Source organism: Chroococcidiopsis sp. SAG 2025 (genome assembly GCF_032860985.1).
Taxonomy (GTDB): Bacteria; Cyanobacteriota; Cyanobacteriia; order Cyanobacteriales; family Chroococcidiopsidaceae; genus Chroococcidiopsis.
Map to the genome: position 1 here is coordinate 3,746,962 of NZ_JAOCNC010000001.1, position 18,590 is coordinate 3,765,551.

Here is an 18,590-nt window from a genome sequence, read left to right on the forward strand (position 1 = left end):
TACCCGTACGGGACGGATTTAGTCACGTTCCTCGAATTTATACCGAGATTTCGCTGAAAAAAACAGTTCCTATAGAAAATTCAAAATTATAAAATCTATGAACTTCGATAACTTAACTACAATATCTATAAGGGCGGGTTTATCGATATCTTTAGTCAAATCCAGAGATTTTTGATAAACCCGCCCCTACGAACTGACCGCTATTTAATTCCGAATTCCGAATTTATTTCTTCGCTTCAGCTGCCTTAGCCGCTGCTGCTGCCGCTGCTGCTGCTTCCTCTGGAGATACGGGAATCAGAGCCTGTAATTTAAAGGAAGTATCGATATTTGGCGCACCGTCAGCACGTTTTCCATCCTTATCGGTAGCAGCTACCATTGTTGATTGATAGTCTCTCACGATTAATAATGGTTGCAATCGTTCAATACTTCGGAAAATCGCTTGAGTTTGGTCAAATGTTCCAGAGATATTAATATCAACTATTCGACGTTTGAGTTTGCCATTGACATCAGTACCAAGCGAACCATCAGCGATCGTTTCGGCTGATTGATTGGCGGGAGTAAATTTTTTCAATTTAGCAGTAGCGTTTTGCTTGCCATTAACCGACTGTATGAGTCGATTGAGATCGATAAGTAAAGTATCGAGCGTACTTTCGTTGGCAAATAAAGTCAAAATATCTGCTTTTTGCTGTTTTGCTTTCGCTAATTCTGTTTCTACTTGCTGCTTCTGCGCCATGCTAGCGGATTTTTGCTGCACCAAGTTTTGCTTTTCATTTTGTTTTGCTGTTAGCTCGTCATGCTTTTGCATTGCTGGCGTGACAAACGAAGTAAACAAGTAACCCCCTAAACCAAGACCAACAACTGCTAGCAGCGCTCCGCTAATCGTTGGAGTTAGAGTCACGCCAAAAACAGTAGGATAGGACGGTGCAGCCTCAAGATCTGCTTCTACAGAAATAAATTCTTCACTAATAGTCATGGTTGAATGACTCCTTTTTGTTGCAGGGTGCGAATCCGAGTCACCAGTCCTAACGTCCCTTTACGCTCTAACTCTTGGAGCAGATCGGCGGCTGGGACATTACTTAAGTTAGATTGAATTGTATATCTCACAAGTGACGGTGGTTTTACGGCTGATTTTTCATTCGATGCCGCAGCCTCGGCTAGTTCTGCTGAAATAATGCGAGTGTCAGGCGCTTGGAAGAACGCTGACTGTTTCAGAGTTAATAAGAAATCGTTCACATCGCTGAACGATCGCGCCTTACCAGTAATTTCAATCCCACCAGATGGGTTCGCAGATGGTGGTGGAGCCGCATTACCCGCTGCCGCAGGTGGTGGTGGTGCGCCAGAGGAAGCGATCGCCGGAATTTGCTTGATCGATTCGATTTGTACCGTTCTAGGAATGCGATCGCGCAAGTCTTGTAACATTGCCGACCAAGGGCGAATTTGGTTGAAAACAGTGGCTAATGCTTTCGTATCTGTTTGCAATACACTGGTTTCAGCTTGAATTTTTTTCAATTCTTCTTCTTGCAAGCCCAAGCGGTTTAACTCTGCATCTAACGCAGCTAGTTTATTTTCCATCTGGGTGTTTTGCGTTTGTAACAATAACCACCAAGCTCCAACCACCACTGGAATCACCGCCGCTACAGCCGCTCCGACAAATAGAGGTGTTTGACCAACCGCTGACATCCGCGTTTTGCTTCCACCAGTCGCAAACCCTGACTTCTGGGGGGTGCGGTCTTTGAGAAAATTTACATCTAAACTATACATTGCCCCATGCACCTCTGATTCCTAAACCGATCGCCGTTCCCAATCCCGGTCTTTGCATTGGAGTAATTTTCTCCTCGTCTACATCTAAAGACAGTGCTGCTACTGGATCGATTGGCGCTGTGGGAATGTTTAACTTTTGTTGGAAAAATTCACTCAAGTTGCCCAAACCACCCCCAGGTCCGCACAAAAGAACCTGTACCATTTCCAAATTCTCACTTTGACTGAGGTAAAAATCAATCGAGCGACGCAATTCGTCTGCTAATTCGGCTAGAACCCGCATCACTGCCAAAGTGCCAGAATCTACATCTGGCATGTCTTCTGGTTCGTCATCATCATCTCCACTAGTCAGTGGCAGAGTGAATGACTCCAACATTTGAGTATCCCTAGATGCAGGTAAATTCATCGATCGCAGGAGAGCGCTCTGCATTTGATACGTCCCAATGGGAATAGTACGGGAAAATTGCGGCACTCCATCAACAATAATGGCAATTTCTGTATTATCAAATTGAACATCGACGAGCGCTACGCCTTCGTTCGTGCTGTACGTCCGTAATTGCTCCCGAATCGTGCGAATCAAGGCAAAACTGTTAATTTCTATGACATTAACTTTTAACCCTGCGTGTTGGAAGGTATCCATATAGGTATCTGTAACTTGCTTGCGAGTCGCCACCAGCAATACTTGTACCTTCTCAATTCCATCTTCATCAACGAAGTAGCCTAGCTTTTGATAGTCAACATCAGCTTCTTCGCGCGGGTAGGGTAAGTACAAACCAGCTTCGTGATTCAGTACCATTTCCCTCAGTTCTTGGTCATTTAGCTCTGCTGGCAAAGGAATTAGCCGCACGATCGACTCTCGCCCAGGCACGGCTGTCGCTACCCATTGGGCTTTGATTTTAGTGTCAGTTAGTGCCTTTTGAATTAATTCTGCCAGGGCTGGAGGGTCAGCAATTTGACCATCTTGAAACAGCCCTTCTGGAACCGGGGTGGAGGAAAAAGCTGTTAGTTTGTAACCCTGTCGCTGCTTTTTCAGTTGAGCTATATTAATTCGTTCAGGAGCTAGTTCAATGCCAACTCCACATCCACGCTTTGTCAGTAAACTTTTGAGACGGTCAATCACTGTTTTACTACTTGTCTATGAAGTAAAGAATTAGTCTAGCTGAAAGACTTGATACTCATTACAGCTACTCAATTTAACCTAGAATCACCAAGCTTGTTCAATGAATACATACGATCTTAAAAATGTCAATGACCAAAAGACTTGCAAATAGGCTGCGATCGTCAAAATTAATATTTCTTACCTTACTGGGTTTTGTTCTAAGTTGGATCGTCAGTTGCGGTAGTGGCAACGTCGCTACTCAAACTCCTCAGTCCAACTCTAACACCCAACAAATTGAGTTTTGGACGATGCAGTTGCAACCGGAATTCACCGATTTTTTCAACCAGAAGATTCAAGCTTTTGAAAAAGAAAATGCTGGGATGAAAGTCAACTGGGTAGACGTGCCTTGGTCGGCAATGGAGAGCAAAATCTTAACATCGGTCGCAGCGAAAACAGCTCCAGATGTCGTTAACTTAAATCCAGATTTTGCCTCCGTGTTAGCTGGTCGCAATGCTTGGCTGACATTGGATAATAAAATTTCGCCCGAGGTACGTTCCACTTATTTACCTAACATTTGGCAAGCAAGTACGCTCGACGGCAAAAGTTTCGGCATTCCCTGGTATCTCACCACGCGAGTTACGATTTATAACAGCGATTTACTCAAACAAGCAGGTGTTGCCAAGCCGCCAGCAACTTACGCAGAACTGGCGCAGGTCGCTAAGCAAGTCAAAGAAAAAACTGGTAAGTACGCCTTTTTTGCCACTTTTGTTCCAGAGGACTCATCGGAAGTGCTGCAATCTTTCGTTCAAATGGGGGTAACTTTGGTAGATGACCAAGGTAAAGCAGCATTTAATACAGCCGCAGGCAAAGCTGCTTTTCAGTACTGGGTAGATTTGTATAAACAGGAACTCTTACCCCAAGAATCCTTAACCCAAGGACATCGCCACGGCATTGAGATGTATCAAGCAGGGGAAACGGCTTTATTGGGGACGGGAGCAGAATTTCTCAAAACAATTTCGACTAACGCCCCAGAAATCGCGAAAGTTTCTGCTGTTGCACCAGAAATCACCGGAACCACAGGTAAAAAGAATGTTGCCGTCATGAATCTCGTGATTCCTAAAGATAGCGATCGCCCCGACGCAGCAATAAAGTTTGCTTTATTTGTGACCAACAGCGATAATCAACTCGCCTTTGCCAAAGCCGCCAACGTCCTCCCTTCCACAATTCCCGCCTTAGCTGATAGCTATTTCAAATCCGTGCCTACAGGTGATAAATCTGAAATGGATCGGGCGCGGGTGGTTAGCGCTAGCCAGTTAAAACAAGCAGAAGTGCTAATTCCCGCAATGGAGAATATCAACGTCCTCAAACGCGCCATTTACGAAAACCTCCAAGCCGCCATGCTGGGAGAAAAAACAGTCGATGTGGCGATCGCGGATGCTGCGAAAGAGTGGGATGCTAAGGCTGGGAAATAATCGTTGACGGTTGACGGTTGTTGCTAATTTTGGCTTTTGTACGGGCGGGTTTCGAGCGCACAGCGATCTCTGGAGTTGTGGATCGATCTGCTAAACCCGCCCCTACGACTGACTTGTTTGCAAAAAATAACCGACTAAATATAACGAACCGCATAGAATCATTAAATTTGATGATTTTGTCGCCGCTTCTAATGCAGCGAAGAGATCTGGATAAGTGTGACACGTAGCTAGTTGGGGACAAACTTCACGGGCTAGCTTTGCTAGTATCTCAGGATCGGCAGTACTATGGTCCGGAACAGGGGCAAGATGTAACTCATCCTTGGGGCGCAATAAGGCGCGAAAAATATCTGTATGGTCTTTAGTAGATAGCATTCCTATCACCCAACATATGGGTTGTTCTAGCGTATCGACATATTGACGTAAAGCTTCCGCCGCTGCTGGATTGTGCGCCCCATCGATCAGGAGTTGACGATTTTGCCAAGTTGTCCATTGCAACCGCCCCAACCATTTTGCTTTTCCCATTCCATTTGCGATCGCCTCATCCGAAATTTCCCATCCATGTTGCTGCAATATTTGTAAAGCGGCAATTGCCAAGGCGGAATTCATCAGTTGGATGTCTCCGAGTAGAGGTAAGGGGTATTTGAGGGAGCAGGGAGTAGAGGAGTTTTGAATTTGAAATTCTGCCCAACCTGGTTCAATTTGACGCGATGGCGGGGGAAAGACAGCGGGACATCCAAGTTCTTCGATACGCGATCGCACGACAGTTTCTGCTTCTGATGGTAATTGTCCGATGACTGCGGGACAGTTTGGTTTGAGAATTCCTGCTTTTTCTCGGGCAATATCTGCTACGGTTGGTCCTAGCTGCTGCCAGTGTTCTCGACTGATGGAAGTAATCACCGTCACTAAGGGGCGATCGCAAACGTTGGTAGCATCTAATCTTCCTCCTAAACCAACTTCTATGACTGCAATATCTACCTGAACTTGGGCAAAGTATAACCAAGCCGCAGCAGTAATAATTTCAAATTGAGTTGGGGTTTCCCCGTCTGGCGGAATTGCCTGCTGGACTTGTAGCAATGTCTGCTGTAGCGTTTCTGGTGCGATCGGTTGTTCGTCTAGGCAAATGCGTTCCGTCCAATCTACCAAATGAGGAGAAGTATAGCGCCCAACTCGGTAACCTGCTTCTTTAAGTACGGCAGACAGGTAAGCGCAGACAGATCCTTTGCCGTTCGTTCCTGCTATGTGAATCACTGGAACTTGCTGCTGAGGATTACCCAAATTAGCCAGCAGTCGTTGAATTCGTTCTAAACCAAGATGTACGCCGAAGCGCTGATATGGTTTCAGGATAGAGTCAATGTTTTTGTCGGTCATTGGTCAATGGTCATTAGTCATTTGTCGTCATTCTCCCTTGTCTCCCTTGTCTCCCTCACTCCTCACTCCTCACTCCTCACTCCTCATGCATCCACTTTTTGACAGATGAAGTTCCCGTTTGAGTAAGTAAGGTAGTTATTAGTTACGATTTTGAATTTTGGAGGGTAAATCTATGACTGCAACTGGAAGTGAAAGAGCAATGAGCAATTTAGAATACGATTTGCTCACAGCGCTACACCATAAGGCTGAAGCTGTCAAAGCATATGAAACATACATTAATGACGCTCAGTCAATGGATTCTCAACCTTGTGTAGAGTTGTTCCAAAAATTACGCGAACAAGATAGACAGCAGGCACAAGAGATCCGGCAACATTTACAAGAAGTGATGCAAAAAGGCAAGATGTAGAATAGTCATTTGTCATTTGTCAAACAGTTGTGTGTAAAACACTTTTGAATTTTGAATTTTGACTTTTGACTTCGCTAGTTGCTTAATGCATCAGATAGATAATCAGCAGCAGCTTCGACTATGGCGATCGCAGTTTCGTAATCTAAACGGGTTGGTCCTAAGACTCCCACGCTGCCAACGGGAACTGTACCGCGACGATAGGTGGATGAAATTAGGGTACAACCACGAATAGGTTCGAGTGTATTTTCCGAGCCGATGCGAATTGTAACTCGCCGCCTGGAGTTAGAATCTAATTCCGGTTCTTCAAAAATAAAAGGTAGCAGCTGCTGCTGTTCTTCTTCTAATAGATGTAAAATTGTTTGAACTTGCTGTAACTCGGCAAACTCTGGTTGACGCAAGACTTCAGATACGCCTCGAATTGCAATTTGAGTACTAGTTGGGAGCGGCTGAGTCCGCCGACAAATATCTGCAAATACAGTTTTTAAGCGATCGCCATATTGTTGAAATTCGCAGTCTAATTGATTCCAATCAAGTGACGCTAATTCACACAGCGATCGCCCGCGTAGTTGGCTATTTAGGAAGTTGGAGAGTATTTGTAGCTCTCTTTCTATAACTTCTGGATCTGATTCTAAGAGTGTATCCGCTTCTGAAGTCGGCAAATCTAACAATACTGACTGGGTTTCATAAGTATCGGTTACCACAATCAACATTATCCGCCCTGACTCGATTTGAATCAGTTGAATGTGGCGCAGCCGTGCCATATTAGCGCTGGGCATGGTAATTAAAGTAATACAACCACTTACCTTGGCTAAAATCTGCGCTGCGCCTCTTAATAAAGCTTCCAGGCTCCAATCTTCCCACTTTAATTGCTCTTGGAGTAGGTGTTCTACTTGTCGTCCCCAGACATCTGAAGGAGTGATGAGGCGATCGACGTAAATTCGATAGCCAGAGTCAGATGGAATTCTTCCCGCCGAGGTGTGAGGTTGGTAAAGTAAACCAGCTTTTTCTAGCACTCCCATCGCGTTACGAATGGTTGCAGAACTCACGCCGAGGTTATATTCTTCCAATAAAGCTTTTGAACCCACTGGTTCGGCAGTGGCGATGTAGTGTCGTACTGTAGCCCAAAGTATATGCTGTTGGCGATCGTTAAGCTGCACTTGCATAGGTAAAACGAGACTAGTGAGATGAGAAGCGAGTTTAAAAAATGTAAATGTAATCTGTAGATTTTTTTAATTTTTAGTTATTCAAGATAGCAAAAAAGATAGACCGTTTTAAATAAATACAAAGTTATATTTCGATTGTGCCTTAACTCCTGCACGGTTTTAGCTATTTTTTAGGAAAGATACCCTGAGTCTACATAAAACTTACTGTCTGTCAATATATACATGTTAAATCTTATGACCTACATCCGGCAGAGTTAAAACTTCTACCTAGACAAATTCGACCGGAGCTATACTTTGTGTAACTTCGGCAACCCTAAATCTAATATAGACTGTACTTTTGCTTAAAATTAAAAACTGTTTGGTAGCAATTATTACTGAACGCCGTTGGGGATGGGAACGGAGAACAGTGAGTAGTGAAGGGTTTGACGGTTGATGGTTGACAGTAAACGCTACGCTACACTGCGTGAAGACAGTTGTTGCTCCTCTGCCCCTCCGCCCCTCTGCTCCCTGCTCCCTGCTCCCTGATAACTGTCCTAGTATCTAGGAACAGATGGATCGATCGCAGTGGAGTAAGCATCAATTCCCCCTGCTAAATTTCTAAGATTTGTAAAACCTTGACGGCTCAACCACTGGCACATTTGAGCCGAACGAATACCGTGGTGGCACATGACTATGGTTTCTGCTTGAGGATCGAAGCGTGCGGGGATAGAATCAGCCCAATCAGCAAATTGGCTCAAGGGTAGAACTTCAAACCCGTCAATATGAGCGATCGCGACTTCATTGGGTTCGCGCACGTCGATCAATTGCAGTTGCTCTCTAGCATCAGAACTTAACATCTGAGCCAGTTCTTCTACACTAATTTGGCTAAAAGGATTCATAATGAGGGGCTGTGGGTTAGGGACAGATATCAGTTGTCAGTGTACAGAGGTTACATGTAACGTCTGTACAAAGTTGTCATTAGATCGCACTGACTTACAAATGACCAATGACAAATGACCGATGACAATTAGCCAGACATTCGTAAATTATCATGAAGCGAAGCTTATTTTTTTCTGCCATAGCAACTGTTGTGGTGGTGCTGCTACTAATTGGCGTTGGCGGTTTTTATTGGATTAATAGCCAAAGTCCTCTCAGCTTACTACGAGGTGGTACGACAAATACACCAGCAGCAGCGATATTTGTGCCTAAGCAAGCACCTGCAATGGTATCTTTGCTAGTCAATCCAGAAAAACTAGAGTCTTTGCGACAATTGGCAGCGCGTCCGAGCGATCGCAGGCAGTCGCGTCAGGAACTAGAACGCTTTAAGTCTAGTTTACTAGCTAGTAGCAGTCTCGACTATCGCCAAGATATTCAACCTTGGTTGGGGGAAGAAGTTACTTTGGCTTTGACGAGTCCAGATATCGATCGCGATGCGACAAATGGCAATCAGCCAGGATATTTAATGGTATTAACTAGTAGAAATCCGGCTAAAAGTAGAGAATTTTTACAATTATTATTTTCCCAACGGGCGATCGCGGGTAGAGATTTAGTTTCAGAAACTTATCAAGGTGTTAATATTTTCTCCGACAGCGAATCTTCCAATTCTCGACTCCCGACTCCTGTACGGGCGGGTTTGGAAACCCGCCCGTACGGGTTCCCGAAATTAGTCGGCGCAGCAGTGGGCGATCGCTTTATTTTATTTGCCAACCATCCTAAAGTATTGCGAGAGGCAATTAATAACGTCCAAGCACCCGATCTGAGTTTGAACGATTCTGCTCAATATCAACACGCATTAAGTTTATTACCTGCCGAGCGAATTGGCATAATTTTCCTCAATTTGCCTCAAGTGACAACTTGGTTAGGGAAAGAACCGCAAGAGCAAATTTATGACAGTCAAATTATTGCCTTAAAATTGAATCCGCAAGGAATTGTCGCAGAAACCTCAATTGCTGCTGCCGATCGGACAGAACTTGCTCCTGCTGGCAAGATGCTATCTGAACCCGTGCAAGCATTACAATATTTACCTACAACAGCCAATTTAGCGATCGCGGGTTTAGATTTAAGCCATTTACAAAATACTAATTTAAATCAGTTATGGAGACAAATTACAACTGTCCTATCTGGTTCTAGTAATGATGCGATTTCGCGCTCGATCGCTCAACCATTAGCTAAATTACAAGATAGCTGGGGTATAGATATTTCGCAAGATATTTTTAGCTGGGTGGTAGGGGAATATGCTTTAGGAATGCTACCCCAAAAAGATACCAATCCGACTGCTGACTGGATTTTTGTTGCCGAGAAGTCTGAAGAGACAGATTTAGCGATCGAGCGCTTTAATGTAATTGCTGAAAATCGAGGTTTGAGCATTACACCTCTATTTTCTAACGAGCAAAAAATCTATGCTTGGATGCAGATAAATCCAGTTTCATCTAGTGCATCTGAGTTAGGCGATCGCTCGTTACTCACTCTTAAAGCTAAAGTTCAAGGTGTTTATACCAGCATAGATAAATACGAAATTTTCACGTCTTCAGTTGCAGCAATGGATGCAGCTTTAAAAGCAGCAAAAACCGATTCTTTATTGAAAAGTTCTCAGTTTCAATCTGCCATAAAAGCTATTCCTCAGCCGAATCAGGGTTATTTATATTTGAATTTACCTAGAAGTCGAGAAATTTTAGAGCGTCAATTCCCTTTAGTTAAATTATTAGAAGTGGCAGCAAAACCATTTTTTGACAAAACACAATCGATTACTGCTAGTAGTTATGGCGATCGCACTGATGTGCTTCAGGGTAGTATTGTTTTGCGCTTAGGCTCGAATTAATGTCTTATCTTGTTTGCAGCAAGGAATTACTGAGGCAAAAGAACTATGCAGATTCCTACTTGGCACTACAATGACTTACAACAAGTTGGCGTTGATTTTGAAGATCCCGCAGAAGTCGCAGCTTTCGATCGCAATCAAACGTCTTCTACAGTAGCAGCAGAGCGATCGCTTGTAGCGCAATTGGGTATTTCTCGCAGACATACAGTTATCGATTTGGGTGCAGGTACGGGAACTTTTGCCATTCAAGCAGCATTGGCGGGTGCTGATGTTTATGCGGTAGATGTATCGAAAGCAATGTTGGCTTATGCTCAAGAAAAAGCTATTGAAGCTAAAGCTGAGAATATTCAATTTCATCACGCAGGTTTCTTAAGCTACGAACATCAAGCCGCGCCTGTAGACTTTGTTGTCACGAAAGCAGCTTTACACCACCTACCTGATTTTTGGAAACAAGTAGCATTATCACGCATAGCTGCTATGCTCACACATGGAGGTGTTTTGTATATAAGAGATGTTATCTTCTCTTTTCCTCCCGATGAGTATCAATCTCAAATCGAACGATGGATTCAAAGAGTAGCAAAACCCTTTGGCGAAGGTTTTACAATCGGTGATTTTGAAACGCACGTTCGGGAAGAGTACAGCACTTTTGCTTGGATTATAGAAGGAATGCTGGATCGTGTTGGATTTGAATTTGAATCGAATTACTTTTCACCAACTATGACTGAATATATCTGTCGGAAAAGATGAAAGTGCAAAATGCGATCGTGATCTAACTCTCAGCTTTGTTCGTCTCAAATTTGACTTGGCGATAAAGTGCAGCTACAGGTATAGATAACCCCACACTTGCCAAAGTTATCGTATCTTCTGTCGCATAAGGATAAAGCACCCACAAACCTTGTTCGTTGCGACGAAAACAATCTACACCGATTTGCTCGGAATCAATTAAAATGTATTCTTGCAAAGTTTCTAACTGACGATATCGAGCAAACTTACCACCGCGATCGTATGCTTCTGTAGAAGGGGAAAGAACTTCGACAATTAGGCAAGGATGTTGAATGATTGAATTAGATTCCCGATCTCTCGGATCGCAGGTAACAACAACATCTGGATAATAATAACTATTAGCAGTAGCAACTTGTACTTTCACGTCTGAAATATACACTTCGCAACTGCTTTGAGCCAGATGGCTATCTAAAGCAGTGACTAAGTTTAAAGCAATGCGATTATGGGGTTTTGTTCCTCCAGTCATGGCAAAAACTTCGCCGTCGATATACTCGTGGCGCAGTTGTTGCATGGGTTCCCATTCTAAATACTCTTGCGGCGATATCCATTGTAATTGTGGACTAGCAATCATCAGGGTTACTCCGCTTCCATTAGTAGCTGACAACTAACAAATGACAAATGACAAATGACATCCCCATCACCCCTTCCCACTACCAAAATGTTGCTTTACGACATCTAATCGCGAACAGTTCCAGTAATCGATATGGGAATCAATTAATCCTTGGGGATTGAGGTGTAACTCACTCCAGCCAGGAATAGCAATGCGAGGTTTCCAGGGGAGGGGAGTATTCCAACTCAACGTCCACTCTGTCTTGATGGTATCCCCTTCTTGGCGAATATCATGTAAATCCATCTTGACCGCAATAAACCAGGTGTTGATGAAATTAATCATCTGTTTGTATCGCTCGACACCACGAAAACGGTTGAGGGGATCTTGGAAAAAGACATCTGAAGCATAGATGCTGTATGTCTGGTTGTCTGGGAATCTTTGGTAGTCTTGCCGGAGGATTTGAATAATATCCATTATGGTTCTACTTCCAACCACAACCTTTCTAACTGATATTTCCATGCTGCCATGACTTGCTCCCGCGACTCCGCTCCTTGTTGTAAGTCGCCTAGCAATCCCTCGTCGTACATTCTGCTCAGATTTTGCAGGGTAGCTTCTAGAGATTGTCCTTGCTGCTTTTGCGCTATGACGATTTGCCGTAGTTTCGTTTCTACCAATTGGCTAAATGCATTTGTTAACCCCGCTTGATTTAAGGAAATTAAGCGCGCGATCGCATCGGTAAAATCTGTCGTACTCAAACTTTCACGACTGTGCTGAAAGACTCCCCACACGACTCCTTGATGTAAGGCATAGCGCACTTCCTGAGTGTCGTCAAAGTTAGCTTCGAGTAACTGTTCCAAAAACGGTTGAGCTGCCTGCGCCGATAAAATTGGTAATAATACTCGCAGCCAAGAGCGATCGTCTGATAGCAGAACTAATAGGCGAAATTCCGGTGTTTCGATTTGCCAGGAACCAGGAGCGATCGCTTGTACGGGTGCAGAATGAAATAAATCTGTTAGGGTGTTGGCAATTTCTTCGGGTGTCATGAATTGCTAATACTATCGTCCTTATACGAGTAGTTTAGCGAATCAGTTGTCAGTGTAGAGACGTTACATGTAACGTCTCTACAAAGTTGTCAGTCCATTACCAATTTCCACTAGCTCATACAGCCTGGATCTGTGACGGTGATTTTTGAGCGATGCCAGCACGTTGACTCAGTTCTTCAGTCACAAAGCTAGGAACTTTTACTGTTGCCTGTAAAGCCATGCAGCAGTCTCGTACAGATAATAAAAATCTCTTCATCGCCACGCAATCGGGAACGGTGTCTACTCGCGCCAAAAACTTACGCCAGTTGTTTTCATTGTCACAGCATAATTCTACGAGATATTGGCTAGCCAGATATTCTGCTAACAGATCGTGAGTAAAGCGCACTTTATCTTGTGCCTTACCGATCGCTTGCAGCAAACCGAGATTCTGTTCTAAATGTTCTAGGTAAATTTTAGCTGTATCGTATCCGGCGATCGCCCCAATCTCACTGAGTAATTGTTCGCGTTTGACTGCGGCTGGCTGAAATGTCTGCTTGATACATTCCCAGGCGATCGCTTTGGCATATTTTTGCACGCTGTCTGCTTCTAACAACGGCACATCAGTAGGTTTGCTTGCAGAATTAGATTGAGTGAGTGCCTGCTGTGTCTGAGGATCGAGCGTTTGGGTAGCAAACCAAGCATTCAGCACTCTGGGATGATAGTGGAAAAAACCAACTAAAACTAACCAGTTAATTGGCAATTTCATTCTGCCGGAAAAACCAGGTAACCCAATGCTAGAGTATCGTTGTAATGCATTGTTGATACCCAAAATCCACAGCGGACGCTGCCAGAGGAGTAGCGACCAAAATGATGTCAGCGCGGCAATATATACTATGCCAATGGGTAGCCATCGATACTGTAAGAGCAATTTCAGCGCGATCTCGCTCCCGTTGGGGTATCGATGCGATTTGAGTATTTGCGATGACTGACGTAAGAGCGCTACCTCTGCTTCTGGAAATAACTCTTGACTGGTTTCAATAATTTTCAGCGCCGCTTCCAATTCGCGAATGTTTTGTTCTAATTGGAGATGGGAAAGCGTTGCAGCTTTTTGCTGCCAGCCAGTTGCAATTTTAGCCCAAGCATAGATAGTATTCGATCGCACCGTGCGATCGGGATCGCGGAGCGTCTGGCTCAGTGCGGGAACGGCACTTTCTGCTGCTGCTCCCATGCTACCAATTGCAGATACAACCATCGATCGCACCGATCTATCTTCATCTTGTAGTGCAACTGTGAGCGCGGGGACGGCACTTTCTGCTGCTACTCCCATACTACCAAGCGCGTATGCTGCACTAGAACGTACTACGGAACTTTTATCTGCTAAAGCTGTAACGCTCAGAGCCGGAATTGCCGAGTGCGCCGCCGCCCCCATACTTCCCAAGGCAGCAACCGCATTAATTCTAATACTTTCGTCCTTTTGCTGTAATTCTTGACTCAATGCTTTTACTGCGCGATCGCCACACTTTTTCAGCGCTGCTACAGTGAATATCCATTCATTAGTGTTGCCTAGTTTTGTTATATAAGAATTAATTTCACTATTGGAACATGCTTCTGCTCTTACTATATCGATTGAAAAGAAATTGAAACAGAAGCAAAAACTAGATATAGGTAACCACAGAATTATTAATTGCAACTTGCGGCTTTTCTTCATACATTATTTCGGTAAATCTGCTAGCATTCAACCTATAAATTGCCGATCGGCTGTTGGTTGTTAAGCTAGCTTTTACTAGTAGTGCGCGCATCAAGACTGTAACGTTTTTTCTCTGACAACTGCATATTATCCAAACGATCTTGATAGCGTTGTAAATTATTATACAGCCAATTCACTTCTAGTAAAGACTTTTTTAATGGAAGAACTTCTCTGAACGCAACACTCATCAAAAAGAGGCTAGAGGCAAGTTGCCAATCGAACTACAAATTTTGAGCAGCCTAAAAGCTACATCCCCTATACGGACAGAGAAGATTTGAGGGCTAGCCGCAATTATCTGGAGTATAAAACCTATCAATCGCTCTTGAGTTCTGTGGTTTTCGCTCCTTTCAACTTCTGATTTTCTTGAGAAGAATTTAAGGTTTTTTTGGCTAAGGTGCGAATTTGCGGTTTCAGAGCATCTGGAGCCGCTGCTTCTGCTTGCTCAAATAACTGAGCCGCACCTTGACTATCTTTATGAATTTGACGCAGCACGGCTTTGCGTACTAAAGCTTTAAGGTTATTGCTTTGTCTTGCCAAAATTTGGTCGTAAGTTTTTTCCGCACCAGCAGCATTACCTGTTAGCTCGTATTGCTCTGCTAAACGCAAACGTAAATCTATATTATCGGGATTGTTTTGTACTAGTTGTTCTAACGAAGCGATCGCTTTATCTAGTTTTCCAGCTTGTTGTAAAGCTTCAACATCGTACAATGCTTCACCCGTGCGAATCTGTGAAGTAGACCGTTGGTAACCGAGTAGGGACAATAGAGCTATTCCAACTAAACCAATGCCGAGGAACCACCCGAGTTTCGACCCCATTTTCTCTCTAATAGAGGAGTGGCGATCGCTTTGAGTACTCGGTTTGCGGTTAGAATCGAATAGAGATTGCATGACTCCGTTAGGATTCTTCGAGCGAGCGTTTGCATCGCCAGGAATAATGCGATGAATTAATCCCAAAAGCTGACTATCTGCACTGGAGCTATGTATTTTGTTTAACTCCCACACTAACCAAAGAAAAGCGATGGCTATTCCTTTGGGTTTGAGAGTTACTGCGTTGTTTTCTCGCACTAGAGGTATAGAGGAATGAAAAATCTCGTAGCGAGCTTTGACGTTATTAAGATGAGCGATTAAAGGTTCTAATTTATTTTTGATGACTTTTTGAGTTGCTGCATTAGATTCTAATAGATCGTACTTAGTTAGCACTATAGCTAATGGATAATTTAATCCATTGAGATAAACCAAACTCGTCAATGCCATGACTTGCTCAAAGATATTTTCCAATACTTGAATGTAAGCATCGCTGTGCCTGAGAGCATAGGCATCAATAAACACACAGCAGCCATGCGAGTTAAACACGAGTTCGCGAAAATCAGAGTTGTGAACGTCGCAGATTTCTCCAGGGATATCATTCCAGCGGAAATGGCATACTGTTTTTTCACCCCACAAGCTTTGTCGTTTTAGGTTAAAGCTGAAGTTGACGACTTTCATCGTCGGTGGTGGATACTGATCGGTCTGGTCTATATATTTAAGAATTTTATCTACGTTTTCCTTTACCTGGTTGTCTTGGCATTCAAACCATAATTTGTGCGGTTGCTTTTTGGAATTTTCAGTCTGTAGCTCCGTATAGCTACCGACGAGGAAAACCGTTTTTCCTACGCCTCTTTGCCCGATGCTTAAAAGATTAAATGTTATATTTTTTGGTAAGTTTTGAGGGAACACGGTTAGATGCTGCTTGCGAAGTTTCACTGACATAGTTTTTTTGGATCTAGAGTTTTTGTAACATTAGCTGATTTGTTACGTGAGATTGATTAGCAGCAGCATAGCACTAAGTTATTATTCCTGAAAGTTAAATACCATACATCACTATTCACTGCATCGCTAGCAAATAACTCCAAGGATTACACTTGATTTTGCTGCGACAGTAGAATAAATACAAATGCGATCGATCTACCTGCAATTCTGATGCTGCTCCTAAAAACGCACATTTAGACTCTAAAGAGATTGCATATAGCGCGTTCTAGTTGAACGAGGCGTAGCAACTCCGTGAAGTTCGCAGCCGTGTGTTTTTATAATGTCTTGCATTTGAATAAAACAGTTGTTGGCGGTTATTAGGCTGACAAACCCTCTCTTTCGAGCATAGTGGCAAGTCATCAGCCAGTCCACTGTTTTAAAGAAAAAACTTAGAGTCTTCATTGAGCATTAGAGGCAGGCTAGACAATTCGTAAAAGCTAATATATTTAGATAAAAAAGTTTATCTGATAAAAGAAATCTCCAGACGTAAAAAAATAGATTTTTTTCACTTTTGCGAGTATTTAGAAGGTCAAATCTCAGCGTAGGCGCAAAGGGGCAAAACCGGCTTGCTCCACGAGTTGCTGTCCTTCTTCAGAAAACAATAAATTTGTGTAGGCAATCCCAGCGCGTTCGTCAACGCTGCCATCTCGCTTGACGATGATGTAAAGGCGACGAGTTAAGGGATAAGTACCGTTAGCAAAAGCTGTAGTATTAGCGACATTTTTGCGTTGCAGATCGAAAGGAGAAACAAAGCCACCGTTACTAGCAGCCGGTGGCAAGGGAGAGATGGTTGCTAAAGAAATAGGATCTATGCTCTGTTGGCGAACTGCTTCTGAGGCAGTAGCGTAGCTGATTCCGCCTGGAGTTTTGGCGACGATACGAATAGCATCGGTTGTCGTGTTAACTAATCGCACGTTGGAGCCAAAATTTTCTTCTGCCAGAACTTTTTTTGCAGAAAATCAGCAGTACCGCTGACTTGAGGATCGCGGCTAATGGGTACGATCGGTAAATCGGAACCACCGAGTTGTTTCCAGTTAACGATCTTCCCAGTGAAAATATCTTTAACTTGGGACAGCGTTAACCCAGTAACGGCAACTTGAGGATTGGCATATAGAGCAATGCCATCAATCGCAACGGGAATTTGTTCTAAAGTAAAACCGAGTCGTTGGGCTTGTCTTAATTCTGCCGCTCGAATCGGGCGAGAAGATTGTGCGAAACTGAGTTTACCTGTTAGCAACATTTGGATGCCTACGGTAGAGCCATGTCTGTTTTTATAAGGATCGGTGTAGAGTAGTTTAAATTGTGGCTGAGCTTGGGCAATCGTCGCGACAGTTGTGGGCGATCGCAGTGGCGCAAAAGTGGTAGAGCCACCATATCGAAACGTACCTGAAGGGACGTTAGGAACTGCTGCCAAGGCTTTGTAGTTTCGATCGCGCTTGACTTGCGATGCTACGTAGACTCGCGAATCGGTACTAGACATACCCGAATGGAGCAGACCGTATAGCGAAAACCCGAGCGCTACCGCACTTGCTAAAATGCCAACTTTGAGCCAAAGTTGAGAGTTTTTATAACCCCAAGTCAGGCGTTCGGCATTATTATCAACTGTTTGTCCTAATGCCAACGGCTTCAAATCGACTGGAGAGAAGTTATTTCCTGCTAATGCCAAGCGACCGGAGTTAGAATTTGCTGACATAGAGTGGCGATCGCGGCTGGCAGTCGAATTTTTTTTGTATTTAGATAATAAATTTGTCGAACCCTTCTGAATCAAACTTTCTGACTCTCGATCTTTTCCTAATGTTTGTTTGTAGAACTGATACAACGGTAACTTAGGTTTTGACTGACTCTTAGAGGCGATCGGATCGACTGCAATAGTCGCAGCATCTGCTGCGAGAACTTGCCCCGGTTCAAGCTCTAAGCCATCAATTGCATAACTAGTATAAATCGAGAGATTCGCCATTTGCTGCTCGTAAGTTCTTTCTGGGAAATCGACGGCACTTTCCTGTGCGTTAATCGGCACAAATAGCTCCAACAAATTTCCTTGGCGCAAGTCTCTATAGCTTTGCTGTCGCAGGTATAGAGGAGTTGACACCCCTGCTTTTGCTGGTTGGTAGTCCCACAAATTCGATAAAACCTTGGTTTTTATATATGCGCGAGGCTGATGTCGATCTAAGATTGTTACTGGTCCTCGCTCCAAACAAGTAAATATATTTGCTAGTTGAAAATCAAACAGTGGTTCTGAAATGTAATAACAAATGAAATATGGTACGTTGCCGCGTCCTAGCTCATCCACGCCATCGTTGTATAACCAGCCAAACAAAGTTTGCTCTGAGTCGATTTGATATATGTAAGCCGCACGATATTTGGGTTCTGGAGGATTGTAAGAATCCCAATGTTGGGAAACTACATGTTGCAAGAAAGCTTGCTGAATTTCTGGCGAAACCTGCGGACTGCAAACAGTTTTGAATCCTTTGCCGGCAAAGCTGGTATAAACAAGTTGACCGAGAAGTAAGTACATATGTCTAAATTTAAAAAGCTAAATGCGGCTACCTATGTTGAAAAGTATTGCAAAAATTTAAAAATGACCTCAATATGCTAAATGTGAAAGTTTTTCGGCAGTAGTTTTCAGAGTATTAGCCAAGC

17 protein-coding genes are annotated in these 18,590 nt (G+C 43.6%); 4 read left to right on the plus strand and 13 right to left on the minus strand.

Going from position 1 to position 18,590, the window contains the following annotated elements; genetic code table 11:
- Positions 1-223 precede the first annotated feature (223 nt).
- From N4J56_RS18220 to pilM, 3 genes are read right to left on the minus strand one after another with little or no spacing between them, the layout of a single operon-like run.
- Positions 224-973: a pilus assembly protein PilO gene (locus tag N4J56_RS18220; protein ID WP_317107723.1), complete on the minus strand. Its 750-nt coding sequence runs from the start codon at positions 971-973 to the stop codon at positions 224-226.
- Positions 970-1,761 (minus strand): PilN domain-containing protein, encoded by a 792-nt coding sequence (locus N4J56_RS18225; RefSeq protein ID WP_317107724.1) that lies wholly within the window; start codon positions 1,759-1,761, stop codon positions 970-972. The genes N4J56_RS18220 and N4J56_RS18225 overlap by 4 nt, the downstream gene beginning before the upstream one ends.
- On the minus strand, positions 1,754-2,878 hold the full coding sequence (gene pilM, locus N4J56_RS18230) for a type IV pilus assembly protein PilM (RefSeq protein WP_317107725.1): 1,125 nt from the start codon (positions 2,876-2,878) through the stop codon (positions 1,754-1,756). Before pilM ends, N4J56_RS18225 begins: the two co-directional genes overlap by 8 nt.
- A 128-nt stretch (positions 2,879-3,006) precedes the next feature.
- On the opposite strand from pilM, the gene N4J56_RS18235 reads away from it, so the two are divergent.
- On the plus strand, positions 3,007-4,329 hold the full coding sequence (locus tag N4J56_RS18235) for a sugar ABC transporter substrate-binding protein (protein WP_317107726.1): 1,323 nt from the start codon (positions 3,007-3,009) through the stop codon (positions 4,327-4,329).
- A 102-nt stretch (positions 4,330-4,431) separates the two neighbouring features.
- Here the strand turns inward: N4J56_RS18235 and N4J56_RS18240 are convergent, their stop codons facing one another.
- Positions 4,432-5,697 carry a folylpolyglutamate synthase/dihydrofolate synthase family protein gene (locus N4J56_RS18240; protein WP_317107727.1) on the minus strand — a complete coding sequence of 422 codons (1,266 nt, stop codon included), beginning with the start codon at positions 5,695-5,697 and terminating at the stop codon, positions 4,432-4,434.
- A gap of 172 nt (positions 5,698-5,869) precedes the next feature.
- Between N4J56_RS18240 and N4J56_RS18245 the strand changes: the two genes are divergently transcribed.
- Positions 5,870-6,103: a hypothetical protein gene (locus tag N4J56_RS18245; RefSeq protein ID WP_192155366.1), complete on the plus strand. Its 234-nt coding sequence runs from the start codon at positions 5,870-5,872 to the stop codon at positions 6,101-6,103.
- A gap of 74 nt (positions 6,104-6,177) precedes the next feature.
- Here N4J56_RS18245 and hrcA read toward each other — a convergent pair whose 3' ends face one another.
- Positions 6,178-7,266, minus strand: a complete 1,089-nt coding sequence (hrcA, locus tag N4J56_RS18250; protein ID WP_317107728.1) for a heat-inducible transcriptional repressor HrcA — start codon at positions 7,264-7,266, stop codon at positions 6,178-6,180.
- A gap of 533 nt (positions 7,267-7,799) precedes the next feature.
- Positions 7,800-8,144 (minus strand): rhodanese-like domain-containing protein, encoded by a 345-nt coding sequence (locus N4J56_RS18255; protein ID WP_317107729.1) that lies wholly within the window; start codon positions 8,142-8,144, stop codon positions 7,800-7,802.
- Positions 8,145-8,296: 152 nt separating this feature from the next.
- Here N4J56_RS18255 and N4J56_RS18260 point away from each other — a divergent pair, with 152 nt between their 5' ends.
- Together N4J56_RS18260 and N4J56_RS18265 are read left to right on the plus strand one after the other, a co-directional pair.
- A complete protein-coding gene (locus N4J56_RS18260) occupies positions 8,297-10,063 on the plus strand; it encodes a DUF3352 domain-containing protein (protein WP_317107730.1) in 1,767 nt (588 codons plus the stop codon).
- 45 nt (positions 10,064-10,108) lie between these two features.
- The gene (locus N4J56_RS18265; protein ID WP_317107731.1) at positions 10,109-10,807 is read left to right on the plus strand and encodes a class I SAM-dependent methyltransferase; all 699 of its coding nucleotides are present in this window, start codon (positions 10,109-10,111) and stop codon (positions 10,805-10,807) included.
- Between the two features lie 22 nt (positions 10,808-10,829).
- Here N4J56_RS18265 and N4J56_RS18270 read toward each other — a convergent pair whose 3' ends face one another.
- From N4J56_RS18270 to N4J56_RS18300, 7 genes are all read right to left on the minus strand, one after another.
- The gene (locus N4J56_RS18270; RefSeq protein WP_317107732.1) at positions 10,830-11,414 is read right to left on the minus strand and encodes a Uma2 family endonuclease; all 585 of its coding nucleotides are present in this window, start codon (positions 11,412-11,414) and stop codon (positions 10,830-10,832) included.
- A 66-nt stretch (positions 11,415-11,480) separates the two neighbouring features.
- Positions 11,481-11,867 (minus strand): DUF2358 domain-containing protein, encoded by a 387-nt coding sequence (locus tag N4J56_RS18275; protein WP_039717053.1) that lies wholly within the window; start codon positions 11,865-11,867, stop codon positions 11,481-11,483.
- The gene (locus N4J56_RS18280; protein WP_317107733.1) at positions 11,867-12,436 is read right to left on the minus strand and encodes a hypothetical protein; all 570 of its coding nucleotides are present in this window, start codon (positions 12,434-12,436) and stop codon (positions 11,867-11,869) included. The genes N4J56_RS18275 and N4J56_RS18280 overlap by 1 nt, the downstream gene beginning before the upstream one ends.
- 115 nt (positions 12,437-12,551) lie before the next feature.
- Positions 12,552-14,123 carry a HEAT repeat domain-containing protein gene (locus tag N4J56_RS18285; RefSeq protein WP_317107734.1) on the minus strand — a complete coding sequence of 524 codons (1,572 nt, stop codon included), beginning with the start codon at positions 14,121-14,123 and terminating at the stop codon, positions 12,552-12,554.
- A 351-nt stretch (positions 14,124-14,474) separates the two neighbouring features.
- Positions 14,475-15,911 (minus strand): tetratricopeptide repeat protein, encoded by a 1,437-nt coding sequence (locus N4J56_RS18290; RefSeq protein WP_317107735.1) that lies wholly within the window; start codon positions 15,909-15,911, stop codon positions 14,475-14,477.
- A 575-nt stretch (positions 15,912-16,486) separates the two neighbouring features.
- On the minus strand, positions 16,487-16,864 hold the full coding sequence (locus N4J56_RS18295) for a substrate-binding domain-containing protein (RefSeq protein ID WP_317107736.1): 378 nt from the start codon (positions 16,862-16,864) through the stop codon (positions 16,487-16,489).
- Positions 16,855-18,465: a substrate-binding domain-containing protein gene (locus tag N4J56_RS18300; protein WP_317107737.1), complete on the minus strand. Its 1,611-nt coding sequence runs from the start codon at positions 18,463-18,465 to the stop codon at positions 16,855-16,857. Before N4J56_RS18300 ends, N4J56_RS18295 begins: the two co-directional genes overlap by 10 nt.
- Between the last annotated feature and the right edge of the window lie 125 nt (positions 18,466-18,590).

Bases quoted from the DNA above. Each gene is read 5' to 3' on its own strand.
- N4J56_RS18220 (WP_317107723.1), bottom strand. From the start codon at position 973: ATGACTATTAGTGAAGAATTTATTTCTGTAGAAGCAGATCTTGAGGCT.
- N4J56_RS18225 (WP_317107724.1), bottom strand. From the start codon at position 1,761: ATGTATAGTTTAGATGTAAATTTTCTCAAAGACCGCACCCCCCAGAAG.
- N4J56_RS18235 (WP_317107726.1), top strand. From the start codon at position 3,007: ATGACCAAAAGACTTGCAAATAGGCTGCGATCGTCAAAATTAATATTT.
- N4J56_RS18260 (WP_317107730.1), top strand. From the start codon at position 8,297: ATGAAGCGAAGCTTATTTTTTTCTGCCATAGCAACTGTTGTGGTGGTG.
- N4J56_RS18290 (WP_317107735.1), bottom strand. From the start codon at position 15,911: ATGTCAGTGAAACTTCGCAAGCAGCATCTAACCGTGTTCCCTCAAAAC.
- N4J56_RS18270 (WP_317107732.1), bottom strand. From the start codon at position 11,414: ATGATTGCTAGTCCACAATTACAATGGATATCGCCGCAAGAGTATTTA.
- N4J56_RS18280 (WP_317107733.1), bottom strand. From the start codon at position 12,436: ATGACACCCGAAGAAATTGCCAACACCCTAACAGATTTATTTCATTCT.
- N4J56_RS18275 (WP_039717053.1), bottom strand. From the start codon at position 11,867: ATGGATATTATTCAAATCCTCCGGCAAGACTACCAAAGATTCCCAGAC.
- hrcA (WP_317107728.1), bottom strand. From the start codon at position 7,266: ATGCAAGTGCAGCTTAACGATCGCCAACAGCATATACTTTGGGCTACA.
- N4J56_RS18300 (WP_317107737.1), bottom strand. From the start codon at position 18,465: ATGTACTTACTTCTCGGTCAACTTGTTTATACCAGCTTTGCCGGCAAA.
- N4J56_RS18255 (WP_317107729.1), bottom strand. From the start codon at position 8,144: ATGAATCCTTTTAGCCAAATTAGTGTAGAAGAACTGGCTCAGATGTTA.
- N4J56_RS18245 (WP_192155366.1), top strand. From the start codon at position 5,870: ATGACTGCAACTGGAAGTGAAAGAGCAATGAGCAATTTAGAATACGAT.
- N4J56_RS18285 (WP_317107734.1), bottom strand. From the start codon at position 14,123: ATGAAGAAAAGCCGCAAGTTGCAATTAATAATTCTGTGGTTACCTATA.
- N4J56_RS18240 (WP_317107727.1), bottom strand. From the start codon at position 5,697: ATGACCGACAAAAACATTGACTCTATCCTGAAACCATATCAGCGCTTC.
- N4J56_RS18265 (WP_317107731.1), top strand. From the start codon at position 10,109: ATGCAGATTCCTACTTGGCACTACAATGACTTACAACAAGTTGGCGTT.